The 23,185-nt window shown below is 65.7% G+C and carries 15 protein-coding genes; 9 read left to right on the plus strand and 6 right to left on the minus strand.

From position 1 onward, the window contains the following. Window positions 1-28: 28 nt before the first annotated feature. The gene (gene ggt / locus ShzoTeo12_RS04080; protein WP_318911360.1) at window positions 29-1,783 is read right to left on the minus strand and encodes a gamma-glutamyltransferase; all 1,755 of its coding nucleotides are present in this window, start codon (window positions 1,781-1,783) and stop codon (window positions 29-31) included. A 262-nt stretch (window positions 1,784-2,045) separates the two neighbouring features. Here ggt and clpP point away from each other — a divergent pair, with 262 nt between their 5' ends. From clpP to ShzoTeo12_RS04105, 5 genes are all read left to right on the plus strand, one after another. Beyond that, window positions 2,046-2,678: an ATP-dependent Clp endopeptidase proteolytic subunit ClpP gene (clpP, locus tag ShzoTeo12_RS04085; RefSeq protein WP_318911361.1), complete on the plus strand. Its 633-nt coding sequence runs from the start codon at window positions 2,046-2,048 to the stop codon at window positions 2,676-2,678. A gap of 287 nt (window positions 2,679-2,965) precedes the next feature. Then, window positions 2,966-4,243: an ATP-dependent Clp protease ATP-binding subunit ClpX gene (gene clpX / locus ShzoTeo12_RS04090; protein WP_119258733.1), complete on the plus strand. Its 1,278-nt coding sequence runs from the start codon at window positions 2,966-2,968 to the stop codon at window positions 4,241-4,243. Between the two features lie 423 nt (window positions 4,244-4,666). Beyond that, on the plus strand, window positions 4,667-7,090 hold the full coding sequence (gene lon / locus ShzoTeo12_RS04095) for an endopeptidase La (RefSeq protein ID WP_119258732.1): 2,424 nt from the start codon (window positions 4,667-4,669) through the stop codon (window positions 7,088-7,090). A 205-nt stretch (window positions 7,091-7,295) separates the two neighbouring features. Beyond that, window positions 7,296-7,571: a DNA-binding protein HupB gene (hupB, locus tag ShzoTeo12_RS04100; protein ID WP_023516583.1), complete on the plus strand. Its 276-nt coding sequence runs from the start codon at window positions 7,296-7,298 to the stop codon at window positions 7,569-7,571. A gap of 278 nt (window positions 7,572-7,849) precedes the next feature. Beyond that, a complete protein-coding gene (locus tag ShzoTeo12_RS04105; protein WP_318911362.1) occupies window positions 7,850-10,042 on the plus strand; it encodes an esterase-like activity of phytase family protein in 2,193 nt (730 codons plus the stop codon). Between the two features lie 112 nt (window positions 10,043-10,154). On the opposite strand, the gene ShzoTeo12_RS04110 is transcribed toward ShzoTeo12_RS04105, so the two are convergent. Next, on the minus strand, window positions 10,155-10,721 hold the full coding sequence (locus tag ShzoTeo12_RS04110; protein WP_245424916.1) for a MarR family winged helix-turn-helix transcriptional regulator: 567 nt from the start codon (window positions 10,719-10,721) through the stop codon (window positions 10,155-10,157). A gap of 172 nt (window positions 10,722-10,893) precedes the next feature. Between ShzoTeo12_RS04110 and ShzoTeo12_RS04115 the strand changes: the two genes are divergently transcribed. The 4 genes from ShzoTeo12_RS04115 to secD all read left to right on the plus strand — a co-directional run bounded on the left by ShzoTeo12_RS04115 (window position 10,894) and on the right by secD (window position 18,869). Further along, the gene (locus ShzoTeo12_RS04115) at window positions 10,894-12,162 is read left to right on the plus strand and encodes a DNA repair exonuclease (protein ID WP_318911363.1); all 1,269 of its coding nucleotides are present in this window, start codon (window positions 10,894-10,896) and stop codon (window positions 12,160-12,162) included. Window positions 12,163-12,165: 3 nt separating this feature from the next. Continuing rightward, entirely contained in the window at window positions 12,166-15,648 is a 3,483-nt protein-coding gene (locus ShzoTeo12_RS04120; protein ID WP_318911364.1) for an ATP-binding protein, read from the plus strand. 154 nt (window positions 15,649-15,802) lie between these two features. Beyond that, complete coding sequence (locus ShzoTeo12_RS04125; RefSeq protein ID WP_318911365.1) at window positions 15,803-16,225, plus strand: hypothetical protein; 423 nt, start codon at window positions 15,803-15,805, stop codon at window positions 16,223-16,225. Between the two features lie 106 nt (window positions 16,226-16,331). Further along, the gene (gene secD, locus ShzoTeo12_RS04130) at window positions 16,332-18,869 is read left to right on the plus strand and encodes a protein translocase subunit SecD (protein ID WP_119258726.1); all 2,538 of its coding nucleotides are present in this window, start codon (window positions 16,332-16,334) and stop codon (window positions 18,867-18,869) included. Between the two features lie 35 nt (window positions 18,870-18,904). On the opposite strand, the gene ShzoTeo12_RS04135 is transcribed toward secD, so the two are convergent. The 4 genes from ShzoTeo12_RS04135 to ShzoTeo12_RS04150 all read right to left on the minus strand — a co-directional run bounded on the left by ShzoTeo12_RS04135 (window position 18,905) and on the right by ShzoTeo12_RS04150 (window position 23,138). After that, window positions 18,905-20,029 (minus strand): NAD(P)/FAD-dependent oxidoreductase, encoded by a 1,125-nt coding sequence (locus ShzoTeo12_RS04135; RefSeq protein WP_119258725.1) that lies wholly within the window; start codon window positions 20,027-20,029, stop codon window positions 18,905-18,907. A gap of 82 nt (window positions 20,030-20,111) precedes the next feature. Continuing rightward, on the minus strand, window positions 20,112-21,065 hold the full coding sequence (locus ShzoTeo12_RS04140) for a LysR family transcriptional regulator (RefSeq protein ID WP_318911366.1): 954 nt from the start codon (window positions 21,063-21,065) through the stop codon (window positions 20,112-20,114). A gap of 194 nt (window positions 21,066-21,259) precedes the next feature. Further along, window positions 21,260-22,036 (minus strand): ABC transporter substrate-binding protein, encoded by a 777-nt coding sequence (locus tag ShzoTeo12_RS04145; RefSeq protein ID WP_318911367.1) that lies wholly within the window; start codon window positions 22,034-22,036, stop codon window positions 21,260-21,262. 115 nt (window positions 22,037-22,151) lie between these two features. Further along, window positions 22,152-23,138 (minus strand): aldo/keto reductase, encoded by a 987-nt coding sequence (locus tag ShzoTeo12_RS04150; RefSeq protein WP_318911368.1) that lies wholly within the window; start codon window positions 23,136-23,138, stop codon window positions 22,152-22,154. Window positions 23,139-23,185 lie beyond the last annotated feature (47 nt).

The following is a 23,185-nucleotide window of genomic DNA, read 5'->3' on the forward strand; positions in this document are numbered from 1 at the left end:
ACGTCGCACTACCGCCTTCCGGCCTTGCCTATTTCCCGACCGCCACGCCCTCGCGGCGGGGATCGGCGGCGCCCCGGATGCCGCCCTCGGTCAGTTCGAGGGCGTGGAGGCCGGAATTCATTTCGCCGGGCTTGACCTCGTAGCCGAGCGCCTTCAGCGGCTCGGCCAGTTTTTCCGCATCCGTGCCCGCCTCGATCTCGTAGGGGCCGAAGCGGTTGATGAGATGGGGCATGGCGACGACGTCGCCGATATCCATGCCCCAGTCGATATAGGCGACGAGCGCCTGTGCCACATAGCCGATGATCTGGCTGCCGCCGGGCGAGCCGATGGCCAGGAGCGGCTTGCCGTCCTTGAGCACGATGGTCGGCGACATGGAGGAGCGCGGGCGCTTGCCCGGCTCGACGCGATTGGCGACCGGCACGCCCTCGTCATGCGTCCTGAAGGAGAAGTCGGTCAGCTCGTTGTTCAGCAGGAAGCCGCCGGTCATCAGCCGCGAACCGAAACCGTTCTCGATGGTCGTCGTCATGGAAACGACGTTGCCGGCCTTGTCGACGATGACGAAATGGCTGGTGGAGGGCAGTTCGAGCGCGCCATCGCGGCCGAAGTTGAAGGCGTGGTCCCATTCCGGCCTGCCGGCCGTCACGGCGTCGTCGCCGAGCGCCTTTTCGCCGTCGAGCAATTTCGCCCGCTCGCCGAGATAGGCCTTGTCGAGAAGGCCCTCGATCGGGGCGGGCACGAAGTCGGTATCGGCGAGGTAGCGCTCCCGGTCGGCCAAGGCGAGGCGCTGGGCGTCGCCGATCAGCCGCCAGCTCTCCGGATTGTCCTTGCCGAGCGCCTTGAGGTCGAAGTTCTCCAGCATGCCGAGCATCTCGCCGATGGCGACCGCGCCGGAGGAGGGCGGCCCCATGCCGCAGACATCAAGCGCCCGGTAGCGGGCGCAGACCGGCCGGCGCTCCTTCACCCGATAGTTGGCGAGATCTTCCAGCGAGAGGACGCCGGCATTCCTGCCGGACATGCGCACCGTATCGACGATCCCCTCGGCGATCGGGCCGCTGTAGAAGGCCTGCGCGCCGCCCTTGGCGATGGCGACGAGGGTTTCGGCATAGGCGGGGTTCTTCAGCACGGCGCTGGCTTTCAGCGGCGCGCCGTCGGCGCCGAAGAAATAGGTGGCCGTCGTCTCGAAGGTCTTCAGCCGGTCGCCCTCCGCGGCGATGAGGCCGGCAAGGCGTGGCGAGACGGCAAAGCCCTCGCGCGCCAGTGTTTCCGCCGGCGTGAAGAGGTCCTTCCACGGCTTGCGGCCCCAGCGGTTGTGCGCCTGCTGCAGCAGCATGACGGTGCCGGGCGTGCCGACCGAGCGCCCGCCGACGACGGCATCGAAGAAATCGAGCGGCTGGCCCGTCTTGTCGAGGAAGAGCTTCGGTGTCGCCTCCATCGGCGCGGTCTCGCGCCCGTCGAGCGTGACGATGCGCTTCGCCTCGGCGTCGTAATAGACGAGGAAGGCCCCGCCGCCGAGGCCGGAGGACTGCGGCTCCACGAGGCCGAGCACGGTCTGGACGGCGACCATCGCATCGATGGCGCTGCCGCCCTCGGCAAGGACCTTCTCGCCTGCCGCCGCCGCGAGCGGATGGGCGGCGGCGACCATATGGTCCTTCGCGGTCGCGACGCTCGCCGCGGCAAGGCCGGTCGCCCGCTCGGGGGCGATCGTGTCCGACGCCTGCTGCGCGAAGGCGCCCGTCGCGGTCATGAGAAGCAGCGAAAGGGCTGCGATCGATGGTCTCGTCATGGCTGCCTCCGTCCGGCGGCTGGGGCGATGGGGTGGGGCGGGAGGGATGGCCGGATTCACCCTTCCTTCACCTTGCCTCCGGTTCGGTTGTGGAAATCGCGGTTCCACCTCGCGCCGGTTAACCGCATTCTGGCATAGAGCGCCGCAAAACGCTTGGCCGTCTTGAAGTCGCATACCCTGACACTCTATGTAGGGAAGACGAAACTTGCTGATTCCCAACGTTTGCGAAGGGTTTCAGAGCCACCTGAGATGAAGGATTGATATGAGAAATCCCGTAGATACCGCCATGGCTCTGGTGCCGATGGTCGTCGAGCAGACCAACCGCGGCGAGCGTTCCTACGACATCTATTCGCGCCTCCTCAAGGAGCGCATCATCTTCCTGACGGGTCCCGTCGAGGATCATATCGCCACGCTCGTCTGCGCGCAGCTTCTCTTCCTCGAGGCAGAAAACCCGAAGAAGGAGATCGCGCTCTACATCAATTCGCCGGGCGGCGTCGTGACCTCGGGCATGGCGATCTACGACACGATGCAGTTCATCAAGCCGGCCGTGTCGACGCTCTGCATCGGCCAGGCCGCGTCCATGGGCTCGCTGCTACTCGCCGCCGGCCACAAGGACATGCGCTTCGCAACGCCCAACGCTCGCATCATGGTGCACCAGCCCTCGGGCGGCTTCCAGGGCCAGGCGTCAGACATCGAGCGCCACGCCAAGGACATCCTCAAGATGAAGCGCAAGCTGAACGAGGTCTATGTCAAGCACTGCGGCCGCACCTACGAGGAAGTGGAACAGACCCTCGATCGCGACCATTTCATGAGTGCGGACGAGGCGAAGGACTGGGGTCTGGTGGACCAGGTCATCACCAGCCGCGCCGAGGCCGAGGGCGGTGAAAGCGCCTGAAATCAAGGTTTTGTGTGCGGATGAGGCATATTGTGACGCATTTGTAATGGTCACGGGCTTTATCCGCACGGCAAACCCGTTAATATTGGCCGTTAATGCTATGTTGATTTGACAGACCTAGCATTCGGTAATTCGGTGGGGCTTCGTTGCCACCGGTTCGGGCGGTGCCCATGCCGGTCAGTACCCCTGGAGCCTTCGAAGGGCGGCGCGAGCGGCCCCCCGAGAAGGTGGTTTGAGTGGTCCGGCCATCTTCCTGAAGATGAACGGCGTGCTGGAAGGAAAGTGATATGAGCAAGGTCAGCGGCAGCAACGGCGGCGACTCCAAGAATACCCTTTACTGCTCCTTCTGCGGCAAGAGCCAGCACGAGGTCCGCAAGCTGATTGCCGGACCGACGGTGTTCATCTGCGATGAATGCGTCGAACTGTGCATGGACATCATCCGCGAGGAGAACAAGACCTCGATGGTGAAATCCCGCGACGGCGTTCCCACGCCCCAGGATATCATCAAGGTTCTCGACGAATACGTCATCGGCCAGCAGCAGGCCAAGCGCATCCTGTCGGTCGCGGTGCACAACCACTACAAGCGCCTGGCGCATGCCGCCAAGGGCTCGGACGTGGAACTGGCGAAGTCGAACATCATGCTGGTCGGCCCCACGGGCTGCGGCAAGACCTATCTCGCCCAGACGCTCGCCCGCATCATCGACGTGCCCTTCACCATGGCCGACGCCACGACGCTGACCGAAGCCGGTTACGTCGGCGAGGACGTGGAGAACATCATCCTCAAGCTCCTGCAGGCGGCCGACTACAATGTCGAGCGCGCGCAGCGCGGCATCGTCTATATCGACGAGGTCGACAAGATCTCGCGCAAGTCCGACAACCCGTCCATAACCCGTGACGTCTCGGGCGAGGGCGTGCAGCAGGCGCTTCTGAAGATCATGGAAGGCACGGTTGCCTCCGTGCCGCCGCAGGGCGGCCGCAAGCATCCGCAGCAGGAATTCCTGCAGGTCGACACGACGAACATCCTGTTCATCTGCGGCGGCGCCTTCGCCGGTCTCGACAAGATCATCTCCGCCCGCGGCGAGAAGACCTCCATCGGCTTCGGTGCGACGGTTCGCTCGCCGGAAGATCGCCGCGTCGGCGAAGTCCTGCGCGACCTCGAGCCGGAGGATCTGGTGAAGTTCGGCCTCATCCCGGAATTCATCGGCCGTCTGCCGGTTCTGGCGACGCTGGAAGACCTCGACGAGGATGCGCTGATCCAGATCCTGTCCGAACCGAAGAACGCGCTGATCAAGCAGTACCAGCGCCTGTTCGAGATGGAAGACGTCGAACTGACCTTCCACGAGGACGCGCTGCGCGAGATCGCCCGCAAGGCGATCGTCCGCAAGACCGGCGCCCGCGGCCTGCGCTCGATCATGGAGAAGATCCTGCTCGACACGATGTTCGAGCTGCCGACGCTGGAAGGCGTCCGCGAGGTTGTCATCTCCGACGAGGTGGTCAAGGGCGCGGCCCGTCCGCTCTACATCTACTCGGAGCGCTCCGAGGAGAAGGCGAACGTCTCGGCCTGAACCTCCGGCTCTCCTTGCCAACGATCTGGACCCGCCCACGGCGGGTCTTTTCGTTTGAAAATCACTGGTGATATTTCGTGACTAGCCGCTTCTGCCCATCGAGGGCATGATACGCGACTGATCCGGCGCGCAGGTGAGGCGTTGCGAAACGGCACGCGCCGCGCGAATATGGAAGACTTCGATTCTGTTTCGCGTATGCTCCGGCAATGATTGCCGGGGGAAGGCCGCAAGTTCCGCGACAGCGCGGAAGACTAGACTTCCTTGATGGTTCGTCTGGTTCGGCGCGGGGGTGGGGCACCTCGGCGCCGGGCTTGAAAAAGCGTTAGCCGCACGCCACCTGTGGATGGAAAAGATAGCCGGCCCGGTGTTCCCAGGCACCGAGTGGACCGGTTCCCGGAAACGGGACGTTTGAAAGGAAATGACATGACGAAAAAGACGTCTGCGCCGCACGATTCCACGGCCTATCCGGTCCTGCCCCTGCGCGACATCGTGGTGTTCCCGCACATGATCGTGCCGCTGTTCGTCGGTCGCGAGAAGTCGATCCGCGCGCTGGAAGAGGTGATGGGCACCGACAAGCAGATCATGCTTGCCACCCAGATCAACGCTTCCGACGACGATCCGGAGACCGACGCCATCTACCGCATCGGCACCGTCGCCAACGTTCTCCAGCTCCTGAAGCTGCCCGACGGGACCGTGAAGGTTCTCGTCGAGGGCCGCGCCCGCGCGGAGATCGACGGCTACACCGAGCGCGAGGAGTTCTACGAGGCGATGGCGCATGTGCTGCCCGAGCCGGACGAGGACCCGGTCGAGATCGAGGCGCTGTCGCGCTCGGTCGTCTCCGAGTTCGAGAACTATGTGAAGCTCAACAAGAAGATTTCGCCGGAAGTCGTCGGCGCCGCGAGCCAGATCGAGGACTACTCGAAGCTCGCCGACACCGTCGCATCGCACCTCTCCATCAAGATCGTCGAGAAGCAGGAAATGCTCGAGACGACCAGCGTCAAGCTGCGCCTCGAAAAGGCGCTCGGCTTCATGGAAGGCGAAATCTCGGTCCTGCAGGTGGAAAAGCGCATCCGCTCGCGCGTCAAGCGCCAGATGGAGAAGACCCAGCGCGAATACTACCTCAACGAACAGATGAAGGCGATCCAGAAGGAACTCGGCGACGGCGAGGACGGCCGCGACGAGATGGCCGAACTGGAAGAGAAGATCGCCAAGGTCAAGCTCTCCAAGGAGGCCCGCGAGAAGGCGGATGCCGAGCTGAAGAAGCTGCGCCAGATGAGCCCGATGTCGGCGGAAGCCACCGTCGTGCGCAACTATCTGGACTGGCTGACGGGCATTCCGTGGGGCAAGAAGTCGAAGATCAAGACCGACCTGAACGCCGCCGAGAAGATCCTCGACGAGGATCATTTCGGCCTCGACAAGGTCAAGGAGCGCATCGTCGAATATCTCGCCGTGCAGGCTCGCTCGACCAAGATCAAGGGCCCGATCCTGTGCCTCGTCGGTCCTCCGGGCGTCGGCAAGACCTCGCTCGCCAAGTCGATCGCCAAGGCGACCGGCCGCGAATATATCCGCATGGCGCTTGGCGGCGTGCGTGACGAGGCCGAAATCCGCGGTCACCGCCGCACCTATATCGGCTCGATGCCCGGCAAGGTCATCCAGTCGATGAAGAAGGCGAAGAAGTCCAACCCGCTCTTCCTGCTCGACGAGATCGACAAGATGGGCATGGACTTCCGTGGTGACCCGTCTTCGGCCCTGCTGGAGGTGCTGGATCCGGAACAGAACTCGACCTTCATGGACCACTACCTGGAAGTCGAATACGACCTGTCCAACGTCATGTTCGTGACGACGGCGAACACGCTGAACATTCCCGCGCCCCTGATGGACCGCATGGAAGTGATCCGCATCGCCGGCTACACGGAAGAAGAGAAGCTGGAAATCGCCAAGCGGCACCTGCTGCCCAAGGCGATCCGCGACCACGCGCTGCAGCCGAAGGAATTCTCCGTCACCGACGGCGCGCTGATGGCGGTCATCCAGCAGTACACCCGCGAGGCGGGCGTTCGTAACTTCGAGCGTGAACTGATGAAGCTCGCCCGCAAGGCGGTCACCGAGATCATCAAGGGCAAGGCGAAGAAGGTCGAGGTCACGGCTGACAACATCCATGACTTCCTCGGCGTTCCGCGCTTCCGCCACGGCGAAGCCGAGCGCGAGGACCAGGTCGGCGTCGTCACGGGCCTTGCCTGGACGGAAGTCGGCGGCGAACTGCTCACCATCGAAGGCGTCAGCCTGCCGGGTGGCAAGGGCCGCATGACGGTCACCGGCAACCTGAAGGACGTGATGAAGGAATCGATCTCGGCGGCGGCCTCCTATGTCCGCTCGCGCGCCGTCGATTTCGGCATCGAGCCGCCACGCTTCGACAAGACGGATATCCACGTGCACGTGCCGGAAGGCGCGACGCCGAAGGACGGCCCGTCGGCCGGTATCGCCATGGCGACCGCCATCGTCTCCATCATGACCGGCATCCCGGTCTCGAAGGATATCGCGATGACGGGCGAAGTGACGCTGCGCGGCCGGGTCCTGCCGATCGGCGGCCTCAAGGAAAAGCTGCTCGCGGCGCTTCGCGGCGGCATCAAGAAGGTGCTGATCCCGGAAGAGAACGCCAAGGACCTGGCGGACATTCCGGACAATGTGAAGAACAGCATGGAGATCGTCCCGGTCTCGCGGATGGGCGAGGTGATCGCGCATGCGCTCACCCGCAAGCCCGAGCCGATCGAGTGGGACGGCACGGTCGAGGCGGCCAAGGTGCCGCCCGTCGAATCGACCGAGGACGGCGCCGGAGCGGTCGCGCACTGAGCCTTCCGCCCGGGGCAATTTGCCCGGCCATGACTGGAAAATGCCAAAAGACCGGCCCCTGGGCCGGTCTTTTTCGTCGAAAAGAGTGTGTAAACCCCGGATTCTCAGGCTTTTCGGGCGAAATATTCTTGCGGGGCGAAGGCCGATGCGTATTCTGCCCCCGACTTGTATGAGTCGTTTCAAACCGTAAGAAAGGGGTGGAAACATGAACAAGAATGAACTCGTATCCGCAGTGGCTGAGAAGTCTGGCCTCTCCAAGACGGACGCAGCATCTGCTGTCGACGCCGTTTTCGAGACGATCCAGGGCGAACTCAAGAACGGCGGCGACGTTCGTCTCGTCGGTTTCGGCAATTTCTCCGTATCGCGTCGTGAAGCTTCGAAGGGCCGCAACCTTTCGACGGGCGCCGAGATCGAGATCCCGGCTCGCAACGTGCCGAAGTTCTCGGCCGGCAAGGGCCTGAAGGACGCCGTCAACGGCTGATCTTCAGCCGCCGTGTGATCCCTGCGTGTAAGCGCGGCCGGTCCTGCGGCAGCTAAAACGCTCTCGGCCTTTCGCGCGTCGTCACCGACGCGCGGCGCTGGAGGGCAGAGCGGTTATCCACTCCGCCGCCATCCTGATTTCAGGATCTGGGGTCCGGTTCGTCCGGGCCCCTTTTTATTTGCGCGGAAGGAGCACCTCACCATCTCGATTGTCATCGCGCTGTAACAGGAAAGCCTCAGAACCGCCGGGTTCCTATTGACCGGATTCCGGAGGATTTCATGAAAACCCGTTCGCTCACCGCTGCGCTGGCAGCGGTCCTCGCCGCATCGGTGGCCTCTGCCGCCAGCGCCGAGCCCGTATTCAATCGCATTGCGTCCTTTGCCGTCGCCGACAACCTGCCGGAAGGCGCGGACAAGGCGAAGCCGACCTCGTCCGAAATCATCGCCGCCTCCGAGGACGGCAACACGCTCGTCTATTCCGACAGCCCGAACAAGGCGATCGGCTTCATCGACATCACCGACGCCAGGGCACCGAAGGCCGGCGGCACCGTCGCCTTCGAAGGCGAACCGACCTCCGTGACCTTTGCGGCCGGCAAGGCGCTGGTCGCCGTCAACACGCGCGAGAGCTATGTGAAGCCTTCCGGCATCCTCGCCCAGGTCGACGTCGCCTCGAAGACGGTCGATGCGACCTGCGATCTCGGCGGCCAGCCGGATTCGATCGCCCTCAACAAGGGCAAGACGCTCGCCGCCATCGCCATCGAAAACGAGCGCGACGAAGAGGTCAATGACGGCGCCATCCCGCAGATGCCGGCCGGCGATCTGGTGCTGCTGTCGCTGAAGGACGGCGTCGTCGATTGCGGCTCGATCAAGCACGTAGCCCTGACCGGCCTTGCCGAAATCGCCGGGGGGGACCCCGAGCCTGAATTCGTCTCCTTCAACGGTCTCGACGAAGTCGCCGTGACCCTGCAGGAAAACAACCATATCGTCATCGTCGACGGCAAGACGGGCGCGGTGAAAACCCACTTCTCCGCCGGCACCGTCAGCCTCGAAGGCGTCGATACCAAGAAGGACGGTGCGCTGAAGTTCACCGGCAAGGTCGAGGACGTCGCCCGCGAACCCGACGCCGTGAAGTGGCTGGACGACAACCGCCTCGTCGTCGCCAATGAAGGCGACTGGAAGGGCGGCGCCCGCGGCTTCACCATCTTCGACAAGCAGGGCAAGGTTCTCTATGAGAATGGCCCGGCCTTCGAACGCGAGATCGCCAAGATCGGTCACTACCCGGACAAGCGCAACAAGAAGGGCGTCGAGCCGGAAGGCCTGGAAGCCGCGAAATTCGGTGAGGACAACCTGTTCTTCGTGCTGGCCGAGCGCGCCTCCATCGTCGGCGTCTACAAGGACACCGGCGGCGAGCCCGAGCTTCTCCAGCTTCTGCCGTCGGGCATCGCGCCTGAAGGTGCCGTTGCCATTCCGGCCCGCAACCTCCTCGTGACGGCCAACGAGGCCGACCTCGTCGAGGACGGCGGCGCGCGCTCGCATGTCATGATCTATGAACGCGCGGAAGGGGAGGCTGCCTATCCGCAGATCGTCTCCACCGAGAAGGACGGCGAGCTGATCGGCTTCGGCGCGCTTTCCGGCCTTGCCCCGGTCAAGGACAAGCCGGGCATGCTCTATGCCGTCAACGATTCCTTCTACGCTTCCCAGCCGACGATCTTCACGATCGACGCGACGGGCAAGCCGGCGAAGATCGTCGATGCCCTGCGCATCACCCGCAACGGTGCTCCCGCGCAGAAGCTCGACAGCGAAGGCCTGACGCCGGATGGCGAAGGCGGCTTCTGGCTGGCCAACGAAGGCGATGCCGACAAGCTCTATGCCCATGCCATCATCCACGTGAACGCGAAGGGCGAGATCGACAAGGAGATCGCCATTCCTGCCGAGCTGCGCGCCGGCGAAAAGCGCTTCGGCTTCGAAGGTATCACCAGCGTCGGCGAGGGTGACGACACGGTGCTCTGGATGGCAGTGCAGCGCGAATGGGGCGACGACGAGAAGGGCTTCGTGAAGCTCGTCTCCTACAAGCCCTCCGACAAGGAATGGGGCGCTGTCCGCTACCCGCTCGAAAAGACCGAAAGCGGCTGGGTCGGCCTCTCCGAGATCACGGCGAACGGTGATCACGCCTATATCATCGAGCGTGACAACCTGATCGGCCAGGCCGCCAAGCTGAAGAAGCTGTACCGCGTCGCGCTGGCCGACCTGAAGCCGGCCAAGCTCGGCGGTGAACTGCCGGTCGTGAAGAAGGAGGAGGTCCGCGACCTCATTCCCGACCTCAAGGCCACCAACGGCTATGTCGTCGACAAGGTCGAGGGCTTTACGATCGATGCGGCCGGCAACGGCTTCGTCGTGACGGACAATGACGGCGTGGACGATTCGTCCGGCGAAACGCTGTTCTTCGGTATCGGCCCGCTCAACGCCATGTAGGCGGCGGGTCCCGCGTCCTCCTCGTGCGGGGGAGGGCGCGGTTTTCCATGTCCAAACGAAAAGGCCGGGATCCTGCGATCCCGGCCTTTTCCTTTCTCGTTGTCGTTCGGTCTTAGCCGACGACGCGCAATGAAGCCGCGGGCGCCGCCTCGGGCAGCTCGCTTGCGTTCCTGTCTCTTTCCCGTTGCAGCTCTTCGGTCTTGGCGCTGAGGCAGCCGATGATGTCCTTCAGATGCTGCTTCTGATCTTCGGTCAGAGCGTTGAAGATCGCTTCGATCGTCTTGTGCTGCGGCTGCTGGGCGGCCGAAATGACGGTCCGGCCCATATCCGTGATCGAGACGATCTTGGCGCGGCGGTCCTTCGGGTCGGGCTCGCGTTTTACGAGCTTGTCGCGTTCCAGGCCGTCGATCGCTTCCGTCACCGTACGGGGTGCGAAACCAAGCGCGCAGGCGATATCCGTCGACCGCTGCGGGCCCTGACATTCCAGAAGAAGCAGGAACTTGCTGCGGGCGAGCGAGACGCCTTCGTCCATCATGCACTCATTCACCAGGCGACTCACCTGATGGTAGAGTTTGAACATGCCCTGGGAGATTTCTATCGTGCTACTCATGAGGTGGAATATAGGTATTATGAGGGACCATGTCAAATGATCACGAAGTTTTTCGTTGAATTTGATCATAGATATTGAACGATCCTTGTAAATGCGAACTGTTCGGTAACAGGCGGTTTTTCTTGGCTCTTCTCGGTCTTTTTCGGGGAGGGGCGATTTCTTCCCTGCATAACCCGCCCATAAGGTCGCGGGCGCAGCCGCAAGCATTGACCGGGCGGGTGGCCGGGGCGATGGTCCGGCCATGCCATTCCGCTTCATCCACACGGCCGACCTGCATCTCGATTCGCCGCTCGCCTCGCTCGCGCTGCGCAATGCCGACCTAGGCGACCTCGTGCGCGGTGCGACCCGCAAGGCGCTGGAGCGCATCGTCGACCTTGCCATCGCCGAGGCGGTGGATGCGGTGATCGTCGCCGGCGATCTCTATGACGGTTCGCAGACCTCGATGGCGACCGCGCTCTTCCTGATGGGCCAGATGCGGCGGCTGGAGGCGGCAGGCATCCGCGTCTATATCATCCGCGGCAACCACGATGCGCAGTCGCAGATCACCCGCGAACTGACCTTCCCGCCCAACGTCCACGTCTTCGACGGGCGCGGCAGGCCGGTGCGCGCGGGGGCACTGGAAAACGGCCGCGAGGTCCATGTCCACGGCGTCAGCTTCGCCAATCCGCACGCCCCCGCCTCGCTGCTGCCGACCTTCCGTGCGCCGGTGCCGGATGCGGTCAATATCGGCCTCATGCATACGAGCCTTGCCGGCGCGAGCCGGCACGATCCCTATGCCCCGGTGGGGCTTGCCGATCTTTCCGCGCACGGTTTCGACTACTGGGCGCTCGGCCATATCCACCAGCGGCGCGTCCATCTGGAAAAGCCCTGGATCGTCATGCCCGGCAACCCGCAGGGCCGCGACATCAACGAGGGCGGGCCGAAGGGCGTGACGCTCGCCACCGTCGCCGAGGACGGCTCGATCACCTGCGAGGAACGCCATGTCGCCGTCGCAGTCTTCGAGCGGCTTTCGCTCGACCTTGCCGGCATAGACGACTGGAACGGCATGCTTGACCGGGCCGAAAGCCTGCTCGGCGCAGCGCGGGCGGCGGCAGGCGGCGCGCATCTCGTCGCTCGCCTTGCCGTGACCGGCGCGACACCGCTGGCCTGGCGCCTGCGCCGCGACGAGGACTTTCTGCTTGCCGAATTGCAGAACCTTGCCGCCTCGCTCGGCGAATGCTGGATCGAGGCGGTGGAGCTTGCCGTTTCCGTACCCGCTGCGGAAGCGGGCGCCGATGCTGGCCCAGTTGCCGAGCTGGCGCGCCTGATGCGCGAGGACGTCGTGGAGAACCATGCCTATCGGGAAGAGCTGCGCGAGACGCTGGGCGATCTGCTGCGCCAACTTCCGCGGGAGGCGCGCAGCCTCCTTGCCACGGACGAGGCGGAGGAGGAGGCGCTGCTGTCGGATATCGCCCTTCAAGGCTCGGACGCCGTGCTCGCCCGCCTCGGCGGCGAGAGCGGGGGAGCCTAGCGCATGCGCCTCGACAGACTGGACCTCGTCCGCTACGGCAAGTTCACCGACCGCAGCCTGGATTTCGGCAGCGCACAGCCGGGCAGGGCCGATTTCCACCTCGTCCACGGCCCCAACGAGGCGGGCAAGTCGACGCTGTTCTCCGCCTATCTCGATCTCCTCTTCGGCATCGAGAAATCGAGCGCCTACGGCTTCCTCCACCCCTATGCGCTGATGCGCGTCGGCGGCGCGCTCTCCATCGGCGCGCAACGGCACGAGGCCTATCGCCTCAAGAAGAACCAGGGCTCGCTCGTCACGGCCGACGACCGGGCGTTGCCGGACGGGCTCTTCGCCTCCGTGCTCGGCGGGATGGACCGCAACGCCTATCGCACCATGTTCTCGCTGGACGACGAGAGCATCGAGAAGGGCGGCGAGGATATCCTGAAGAGCGAGGGCGAGCTCGGCTCCATGCTGTTTTCCGCCAGTTCCGGCCTTTCCGACATGGCCTCCGGCCTCGCCGCGCTGAAGGCGGAAGCCGACGACTTCTACCGCCCCTCCGGCCGCAAGCACGGCCTGTCGATCCTGAAGACGGAAATCGAGGCGCTGGCCGCCGAGCGCAAGGTGCTCGACGTCGCCGCGCGTGATTACGGCCAGCTCGTCCGCGACCGCGATGCCGCGGCCCAGCGCCACGAAGAGGCGACGGCCGCGCGCGGAGAAGCGCGGGCCGCGCTTGCGCAGGCGGAGCGCAGCCTCTCCGCGCTGCCTTACCTTCACCGTCTTCGCGCGTTGCGCACGGAACTCGGCGGCTTCGATCTCGGCGACTCGCCGCCGCCCGCCTGGCGCATGCTGCTCGGCGAGCTTGCGCGCGAAGAGGCGGAGATCGCCGCGCGGGCCACGCGCGTCGTCGACGAGCGCGAGCGCCATGTGGCGGAGCGCGCCGCGCTTGCCGAAGACCTTGCCATATTCGCCGCCGAGGCCGATATCGCCGCGCTTTCCGGCTCGGCGCTGGAGGCCCGCTTCCGCACCGCCGCCATGGACCTTACCGCCCGCGAGGCGGACCGTGACCGCGCTGCCGCGACCATCGCCGCCGGCATTGCCACGCTGGGCCTGCCCGCCGAGGCCGATCCGCTCGAAATCCTGCTGCCCGCCGGCCTTGCCGAACGGCTCGGCTCCCTCCTGTCGCGGCGCGTGGCGCTTGCCGAGCGGTTCGAAGCCGCCGGGCGGGAGCGCGCGGAGGCGGAAAAGACCCTTGCCGCCATTGACGCCGGGGCCGGCAGCGCCTCCGCCACGGAAAGACAGCGCGACGAGGAGGCCCAGTCGGCCCTCGGCGCCATCGTTCGCGCCGCCCGCGCCGGCGATCTGCCCGCCCGCCTGCGCGAGGCCCGGCGCCTTGCCGCACTGGCACGGCAGGAGGCGGATGGCTCCCTGTCCCGCCTCGCGCCGTGGACGGGCTCAGCGGCGACGCTGGAAGCTATAGCCGCCCCCACAACGGACGAACTGGAACGCCTGCGCCGGCAATCCGACGCGGCTGCCGATGCTTCGAACCGGCAGCGGGAACAGGTTGCTACGCTGGAGCGCGATGTCGCCGCCGCAAGGGCAACGCTCGATGCGCTTCGCAAGACAACGGGTGCGGCGGGGGAGGAAGAGGCGGCTCACCTGCGCACCGCGCGCGAAGCGGCATGGCAGGCGCATCTGGCGAAACTGGACGCACCGTCCGCCGGGACCTTCGAGGCGGCGATGCGCGAGGACGACCGCGCGACGGAAGTGCGGTTGCGCAATGCAGACCGCCTGTCGGAAATCCGCGTCCTCGAACGCACCGTCGCCGAAGGGGCGGCAAGGCTCGAAACCCTCCGCGCCGAGGCGCTGCGGCTGGAAGGACAGAAGGCGGATATCGAGGCGGAATCCTCCGCCCTTGCTGTCGGCCTCGGGCTCGCGCCGCAGGCCTCCCTTGCCGATGTGGTTTCCTGGCTGGAGCGCCGCGCCGTGGCGCTGGAGAAACTTGCCGCCCTTGCGCGGCAGGAGATGGAGGCGGGGCTTGTCGCGCGGGAAGCGGACGATGTCTCTTCCCGTCTCTCCGCCCACCTTCCCGAGGGGCTGGCGAAGGATGCAGGCTTCGACGAGACCCTTTTCCTGGCAGAGGACAGGCTGGAGGCGCTGAAGACCGCCCGCGCCGAGCGTCTTGCCGCCGCCGAGCGCCTCGCGCGCGCAAAGGCGGATGCCGAGGCGCGCGGGAAGGCCATGGACGAGGCCGCAAGCGCGCTGGCGTCATGGCAGGAGGTCTGGAACACGGCGATTGCCGGCACGTGGCTTGCGAGCGGCGGCGCTCCGGCCGATCCGGATCGCCTCTCGACCCTGCTGCCGGCGTTGCAGGCGCTTGCCCAGAATGTCGAGCGGCAGCGCGAGCTGGAGCATCGCATCGCGGCCATGCGCCGCGACCAGGAGGATTATGCCGGCCATGCGGGCCGTCTTGCCGATCGCCTGGCCGATCGCCTGACGGAACCCTTCGATCCCGCCGATCCGCTGGCGACCGTCGCTGGGCTCGCAAGCCGCCTTGCCGTGGCGAAGATGGTCCGCGACCGCCGCGAGGCCATCGACAAGGCGCTCGCGAGGCTTGGCGAGGAGGAGAGGGCGCTGGACGAGCGCCGCGCGGTGCTTGCCTCGCGCCAGTCGGATATCTTTGCCTTCCTCGGCTGCGAAAGCCTCGCCGAGGCGGAGATCCTGCTCGAAGCCTACCGCAAGCGCGACGAGGTGCGCAGCCGCGCGGAGGATGCCGCGCGCGATCTCGTGCAGCAGATGCGCGCGGAAACGGTCGAAGAGGCCGAGGCGCTTCTCGCCGCCGTCGACGAGGACCAGCTTGCCGCCGAGCGCGGCGACCTTTCGGTCCGGCTGGACGAACTGGACCGGGCGGTGCAGGAACAGCACCTCGCACGGGCGAAGGCCGAGGAGGCGCTCGCCGCCATCGCCGGCAGCGACGCGGCGGCGGCGCTGGAGGAGCGGCGGCGCACCGCGCTGGTCGACCTTGCGGAAAGGTCGCGGCGTTATCTTTCGACGCGCGCCGGCATCATGGCCGCCGAACAGGCTCTTCGCCTTTACCGCGAGCGCCATCGCAGCGCGATGATGGAGCGAGCCTCGCACACCTTCCGCGACATTACCGGCGGCGAATATGCCGGCCTTTCCACGGTGCTGGAGAAGGACAGCGAATTCCTCGTCGTCAATGCCGCCGCGGGCGGCTCGAAGCTTGCGCGGGACCTTTCCAAGGGAACGCGCTTCCAGCTCTATCTCGCCCTGCGCGTCGCCGGCTATCACGAGGTCGCCGCAAGCCGCGAGATCGTGCCCTTCATCGCCGACGACATCATGGAGACCTTCGACGACCGGCGGGCGCTGAACGCGTTGCGTGTCATGGGCAGGATGGCGAGGAGTGGGCAGGTGATCTACCTGACCCACCACCAGCACCTGAAGGAGCTTGCGCGGGAAGCCTGCCCGGACGTCACGATCCACGAACTGTGACGGCTGAAACGGCCGGAAGCGGCGCCGTGAACTTGACTTGCCGGGGGTTAAATGTTTCTTGGCGCACCATCGGCAATGCCCGCGCGGACTGCTTCGCGCGGCGTTCCGCCCGGCAATTCCTCCATCGGGAATTGCGGGAAGGCTAAGGACAGGCATGACGACCGGAACAGGCAAAGAGGCGACGATCTGGGAGCGGGGTTTTGCACCCGTCGGCTTCCTCGTGCTGCTTTTCACGCTGTTCTTCTCGCAATTTCCCCTTTCGGGCGATGCGGGAACGCCGGGCCATCCGCAGCGCGCGGCCGCTGAGGGCGGGCTCGCGCCGTCGCCGCTCTCGCCTGCCGGCGAGGACCTCTGGTTCCCGGCCGGCAGCCATGCGGAACGGCGCGTCGCCAAGGCCAAGACGGGCCTTGCGGACGGCGATTCCGCCGGCAAGGCGCTCCTGCCGACCGCGGGGGCGCTGCTCTATCCCTTTGAAACCGCGTCCGTCGTCGTCTTCCCGGCGGCGGAAGATGCGGCGCCGGCATCGGCCGGCAGTGCTGCCTTCCGCAGCCGCGCGCCTCCGGCTTTTGCCGCCTGAGGCCCCCCGGCGTTAACACGCCGCGCCATTCGATTGAATTCCGATCCCACGGTCGGCGCCGGCCTTTTCGGTCGCGCCGTTCCGGCAGTTGAAGTGGAACAACCCCATGAAAACCTCCAAATGGGCATTGTTTGTCTCCGCCGCCATCATCCTCTTCGGGATGCTCGCGGCCGTGCCGAACGTGCTGACGCCTGAGCAGCAGGCGAAATACGGGCACTTCCTGCCCTCCAATCCCGTCACCCTCGGCCTCGACCTGAAGGGCGGTTCGCACCTCGTCCTGGAGGTGGATTCCGCCGCACTGCGCAAGGCGCGCATGGACGTGCTGCTCAACGATACCCGCGCGATCCTGCGCACCGCCGGCGAGCGTGCCTCGGCCGCCCGCCTCAACGGCACGACGCTGACCGTTACGCTGCCCGACCAGGCGGCGCTCGACAAGGTGCTGCCGGAAGTGCGCAAGCTCGCCGCACCCACCTCGACGCTCGGCTTCGGCGCCGGCTCGTCGGATATCGATGTCGCGACCAGCGGCCTCCAGATCAACGTGACGCTGACCGAAGCCGGCATCAACGAGCGCATGTCGGCCGCCGTCGAGCAGAGCCTCGAGATCATCCGCCGCCGCGTCGACCAGGTGGGCGTTGCCGAACCGCTGATCCAGCGCGTCGGCGGTGACCGCATCCTCGTCCAGCTTCCGGGCCTGCAGGACCCGACGCGCCTGCGCCAGCTTCTCGGCTCGACCGCACAGATGAGCTTCCACATGGTCGACCAGACCGTGGATCCGAACGGCGTCGCCCCGCGCGGCGTGCTGATCCTGCCCGGCGCGAACGACGGCCGCAAATATGCGGTCGAGGAGCGCGTGGCGATCTCCGGCGACCGGCTGGCCGACGCCAAGGCCGGCTTCGACCAGCGCTCGAACGAGCCGATCGTCTCGTTCAGCTTCGATTCCACCGGCGCGCGCCAGTTCGCGGAAATCACGCAGGCCAATGTCGGCAAGCCCTTCGCCATCGTCCTCGACGGCAAGGTGCTGACGGCGCCGGTCATCCGCGAGCCGATCATCGGCGGCCAGGGCCAGATCTCGGGCAACTTCAACCCGCAGGAAGCGACCGTCCTCTCGGCGCTGCTGCGCTCGGGCGCCCTGCCGGCACCGCTCACCATTATCGAGGAGCGCACCGTCGGCCCGAATCTCGGTTCGGACTCGATCCGCATGGGCCTTTATACGGGCTTCGCCGGCCTTCTCGCCGTCGTCATCCTTATGCAGGTGCTCTACGGCGCATGGGGCCTCATCGCCAATCTCGGCCTCGTGCTGCACACGATCCTGACGATCGGCGTGCTGGGCCTCCTCGGCTCGACGCTGACCTTGCCCGGCATCGCCGGCATCATCCTCGGCATCGGCATGGCGGTGGACGCCAACATCCTGATCAACGCCCGTATCCGTGAAGAGACCGCGGGTGGGGCAGGGGCCATGAAGGCGCTCGACGTCGGCTTCAACAAGGCCTACGCCACCATCGTCGACGGCAACATGACGACCATGGTCGGCATGATCCTGCTCTTCATGTTCGGCTCGGGCCCGGTTCGCGGCTTCGCCATCACCATGATCATCGGCCTTGCGATCTCGATGTTCACCTCGATCACCTTCGTGCGCTTCCTGATGCGCGAGGCGGTCATCGTGCGCAAGATGAAGAAGATCGATATCCATTCGCTCTTCGGCAAGGTCTGGGAAATCCCGACCTTCTCCTTCATGCGCGGCCGCTACATCGCCATCGCCATGTCGGCCTTCATCTCGACGAGCTCGATCATCCTGTTCTTCACGCCGGGCCTCAACTACGGCATCGACTTCGTCGGCGGCATCCAGGTCGAGGCGACCTCCAAGTCGCCCATCGACCTCGCGACGCTCCGCAAGAAGATGGAGGACCTCAACCTCGGCGAAGTGGCGCTGCAGGAATTCGGCCAGGGCACGTCCGTGCTCGTGCGCGTCCAGCGCCAGCCGGGTGGTGAGGCCGAGCAGACCGCGGCGCTTCAGGAGATCCGCAACGGCGTTGCCGAGATGATCCCGGACGCCAATTTCGAGCGCACGGAAGTGGTCGGCCCGACGGTCAGCACCGAGCTGGCGCGGTCCGGCTTCCTCGCCGTCGGCCTCGGCATGGTGGCGATCCTGATCTACATCTGGTGGCGCTTCGAGTGGCACTTCGCGGTGGGCGCCATCGTGACGCTGATCCTCGACATCACCAAGATGATCGGCTTCTTCTCGCTGATGCAGATCGATTTCAACCTGACGGCCATCGCCGCAGTGCTGACGCTGATCGGTTACTCGGTCAACGACAAGGTGGTGGTGTACGACCGAATGCGCGAGAATTTGCGCAAGTACAAGTCGATGCCGTTCTCCGACCTCATCGACCTGTCGATCAACCAGGTGGTCATGCGATGCATCTTCACCTCGCTCGCCGTGGCGGTCTCGCTGCTGCCCATGGCGATCTGGGGCGGCGACACGGTCAAGCCCTTCGCCTGGCCGATGCTGTTCGGCGTCGTCGTCGCGACGACCTCGTCGATCTATATCGGCGGCCCGATCCTGCTGTTCCTCAGCCGCTGGTGGAAGGATCGCGACACCGCCCGCGCCACCGGCACAGCCGGCAAGCCGGCTGCGGAAGCGTAAAGCAGAACGGGCGCCCTCGAGGCGCCCGTTTCGTTTCAGGGGAAGCGTGCGGGACTGAAGGTCTCGGCCCCGATGCCCTCGCGGGCGAGCGGCTCCGGCACCGGGCTTTCCGTGAGGAGGGCGGCGGCAAGGCTGCCGAGGGCGGGCGAGGTGAGGATGCCGTAACCGCCCTGGCCGGCGAGCCAGAAGAAGGACGGCTCGTCCTGAGCCGGCCCGACGATGGGCAGGCGGTCGGCGGAAAAGCTGCGCATGCCGGCCCAGCTGCGGAAGACCCGGCGCACACTGAGCGTCGTCGCCTCCTCGACATAATGGGCGGCATAGGCGATGTCGATTTCCTCCGGCTGCACGTCGGCGGGCTCGCAGGGCGTGGCGTCGGCGGGCGAGGCAAGCAGGCGGCCGCCTTCCGGCTTGAAATAGAACGTGTCCTCGATCTCGTTCATTTCCGGCAGGCTGCCCGCATCCACGCCCTCCGGCAGGTCGACCGTGACGGCGGTGCGCCGGTGCGGCAGGATGCCGAGGGGCTTGACGCCGGACAGGCTGGCGACCGTGTCCGCCCAGCCGCCCGCCGCATTGACGAGCACGCCGGCGGAAAGGGTTTCGCCATTGGTCTCGATCAGCCACCGGCCGCCGTCCCGTCGGGCGCCGGTGAAGGGACGCCTTTCGAGGACCTGCGCGCCGTTGTGCCGGGCGTGGCGGGCATAGGCCTGCAGGAGCGCGTCCACCTCGATGTCCCAATAGTCCGGGTCGAAATAGGCGGCCGCGACATAGGCCGGGTTCATGATGGGCGTGCGGGCAAGAAGCGCAGCCTCGTCCAGCCACTCGACGGCGACGCCGAGCGCCTTCGTCTGCTCGAAGCGTTCGCGCACCAGCGCAGCCTTGTCCTCGGCGCCGAACAGGATGCTGCCGCGTGCGACGAGAAGCGGCACGGCGGCAAAGCCCTCCGGCGGGCTTATCATGAAGGCATGGCTGGCGCGGGCCAGCGCGTTCACGAGGGGGGCGTTGTCGCGCAGGGTGAATTCGGCGGCCGAGCGGCCGGTGCTGTGGTAGCCGAGCGCTTCCTCCCGCTCCAGCACCACGACGGAGCGGTGCGGGCTCAGGAAATAGGCGAGCGACAGGCCGGCAATGCCGCCGCCGATGATTGCGATGTCGAAAGTCTGCATGGCCGCCTCCGTCTGTTTGTGGAGAAAGGCCTACGAAAGCTGCCGATATTCTTCAAATTTATAGCGCTGAAGGCGGGTATCATCAGGATTGATGTGGCTCGCCCCAGCGCCAGACGGGCACGTCGGCGATATGGGCGAGGAAGGCGCGCTCGGCCGGGTTGAGCGCCGACCCGGGATTGGTGATGCGGAAGGTCTCCGTCACCGGCAGGTCGTCATAGGGCGGCAATTGCCAGAGCTCGCCGGCGGCCAGCGCCGGGTCGGTGAGGTGGGCCGGCAGCATGCCGATGCCGGCATTGGCGACGACGAGGCGCAGCACCTCCTCGACGTTGAAGGCCAGCGCCCGCACCTGCTGGCCGAAGGAGCCGACGGCACGCACCGCCGTCACCGGCCCCATATGCGGCCCGCCGAGCACGTCGGCGAGGAAGCTGACATAGGGCTCGCCGCGCAGATCCTCCAGCCGCGCGTCGCGCCTGCCGAACAGCCGGTGTCCGCGCCCGCAATAAAGCGCATAGCGCTCGAAGCAGAAGGGCACCTTGTCCAGCCCCTCGGGAATGATGCCGTCCGAAAGGCCGAGCGTCGCGACGCCCCGCTCGACCGAGCGGATCACGTCCGTCGTCGTCTCTACCGTCACGCCGACGGTGACGCGCGGATGCAGCCGGAAGAAATCGGCGATCGCCCGGTCCCATTCCGGGTTCATGGCATGGCTGACGGCGTGGATGGTGATATGCCCGGCAATGTCCTCGCCGGAGGGTTCCATCGCCTCCGGCAGGCGCACGATGGCGGTGAAGATGTCGCGGCAGAGCGCATGGAGGCGCTCGCCGGCTTCCGTCAGCTCGAAGCGGCCGGGGCTGCGGTCGATCAGCCGGTGGCCGACCGATTGCTCCAGCCGTTTCAGCGCCATGCTGACGGCCGGCTGTTGCAGCAGCAGCCGGTTCGCCGCCCGCGTGATCGAGCCTTCCTCCACCACGACGACGAAGGTGCGCAGGAGGTTCCAGTCGAGATTGTGGGCGAAGCGTTCGAGGCGGTTGATCGGCATGCGCCTAGCTAGGACGGCGGGGCGGGGGAAGGCAAGGGCTCTTGCCATGCGCGGCCGGGCTGCCCCTCATCCCGCTGCCGCGACCTTCTCCCCGTAAACGGGGAGAAGGGGAATGGTGCACTGATTTCCCCAAGCAACTCTGGCGGAGAGAAAGTGGCCGGCAGGCCGGATGAGGGCGCGCTACGCTCCCACGCTCACTTCATCGTATAGATATCGATCGAGAAGTACTTGTCGTTGATCTTCTGATATGTCCCGTCCTCGCGGATGGCCTTCAGCGCGGCGTTCAGCTTCTCGCGCAGGTCGTTGTCATCCTGACGCACGGCGATGCCGACGCCTTCGCCGACGAATTTCGGATCGGTGATGGGCTTGCCGATCAATTCGCAGCAGGCCTTGCCGTCGTCGTTCTTGGTGACCCAGTCGAGCAGCGGGATCATGTCGCCGACCTGAAGGTCGAGACGGCCGTTGGCCATGTCGAGGTTCACTTCGTCCTGCGTCGGGTAGAGCTTGATGTCGGCGTCCGGATAGACGGCGGCGGCATAGTCGGCCTGCGTGGTGCCGGACTGGGCGCCGATGGTCTTGCCCTTCATGCCTTCATTGGTGAAGTCGGTGATGCCGGAATTCTTCGGCGCGGCATGGGTCATGGCGGCAAGATAGTAGGGGTCGGTGAAGGCGACCTGCTTCTTGCGCTCCTCGGTGATGAACATCGAGGCGATGATCATGTCGTATTTCTTGGCGATGAGGCCCGGAATGATGCCGTCCCAGTCCTGGCCGACGACTTCGCATTCGACCTTCATCTTCTCGCAGAGCGCAAGACCGATCTCCACGTCGAAGCCGCCGAGCTTGCCGGCCGAATCCTGGAAGTTGAAGGGCGGGTAGGCGCCTTCCGTGCCGATCTTCAGCGTCTCGGCGGATGCAGCGGCCGAAAGCAGGGTGGAGCTTGCGAGAGCCAGCGCAAGAAGCATTCTTTTCATGGTTGTTCCCCAGTTGTGATTGCGAGCAATGGGGAACGGTAGCGCGGGCCCGCGCATAAACGAAATAGATAGCCATAATGTTGGCTATCATTTCAGTTTATGCGCTTTGCCTGTTTTACCAGCGCTGGTGGACATGCGGTGCGACGAGGCGCTCATAGACCTCGCGCGTCGCTTCCATCACGTTTTCCGGGATGGGCGGCAGGTTCGCGGCCGCGGCGTTGGCCTTCGCCTGTTCGCCGTTGCGCGCACCCGGAATGACGACGCTGACGGCATCCGCCATCAGGATCCAGCGCAGCGCGAAGGCGGCCATGCTCTCGCCTGCCGGCACCAGCGCGCGGATTTCCTCGACGGCTTGCAGGCCCGTCTCGAAAGGCACGCCGGCAAAGGTCTCGCCGACGTCGAACGCATCACCGTTGCGGTTGAAGTTGCGGTGGTCGTCGGCGGCAAAGGCGGTGTCGCGCGTGATCTTGCCGGAGAGCAGGCCGCTTGCCAGCGGCACGCGGGCGATGATCGCGACCTTGCGGCGGGCGGCCTCCTGGAAGAAGAGCCTCGCCGGGCGCTGGCGGAAGATGTTGTAGATGATCTGCACGCTGACGACGCCCGGATATTCGATGGCCTTCAGCGCTTCCTCGACCTTCTCGACGCTGACGCCGTAATCGGCGATCTTGCCGGCGGCCTTGATCTCCTCCAGCGCCTGGAAGACCTCGGGGCGGTAATAGACTTCGGTCGGCGGGCAATGGAGCTGCACGAGGTCGAGGCATTCGACGCCGAGATTCGTCAGGCTGCGGTCGATGAAAGCTTCGAGATTGGCCTTGTTGTAGCCGTCAGCGACATGCGGGGAGAGCCGACGGCCGGCCTTGGTCGCCACCATCGGGCGTTCGCCGCCACGTTCCTTCAGCACGTCGGCGATGATCTTTTCCGAACGGCCGTCGCCATAGACGTCGGCGGTGTCGATGAAGGTCATGCCGGCATCGAGCGCGGCGTGAAGGGCGGCGCGGCCATCCGCTTCGCTGACGTCACCCCAGGCGCCGCCGATCTGCCAGGCGCCGAAGCCGATATCCGTGGTGGTGAAGCCCGTACGGCCGAATGTGCGATGTCTCATGAAAATCTCCCGGCAAAAAATGAATTTGCCGGGAGGTAACATCCCGG

Origin of the sequence: Shinella zoogloeoides, assembly GCF_033705735.1 — a bacterium.
GTDB classification, from domain to species: domain Bacteria; phylum Pseudomonadota; class Alphaproteobacteria; order Rhizobiales; family Rhizobiaceae; genus Shinella; species Shinella zoogloeoides_A.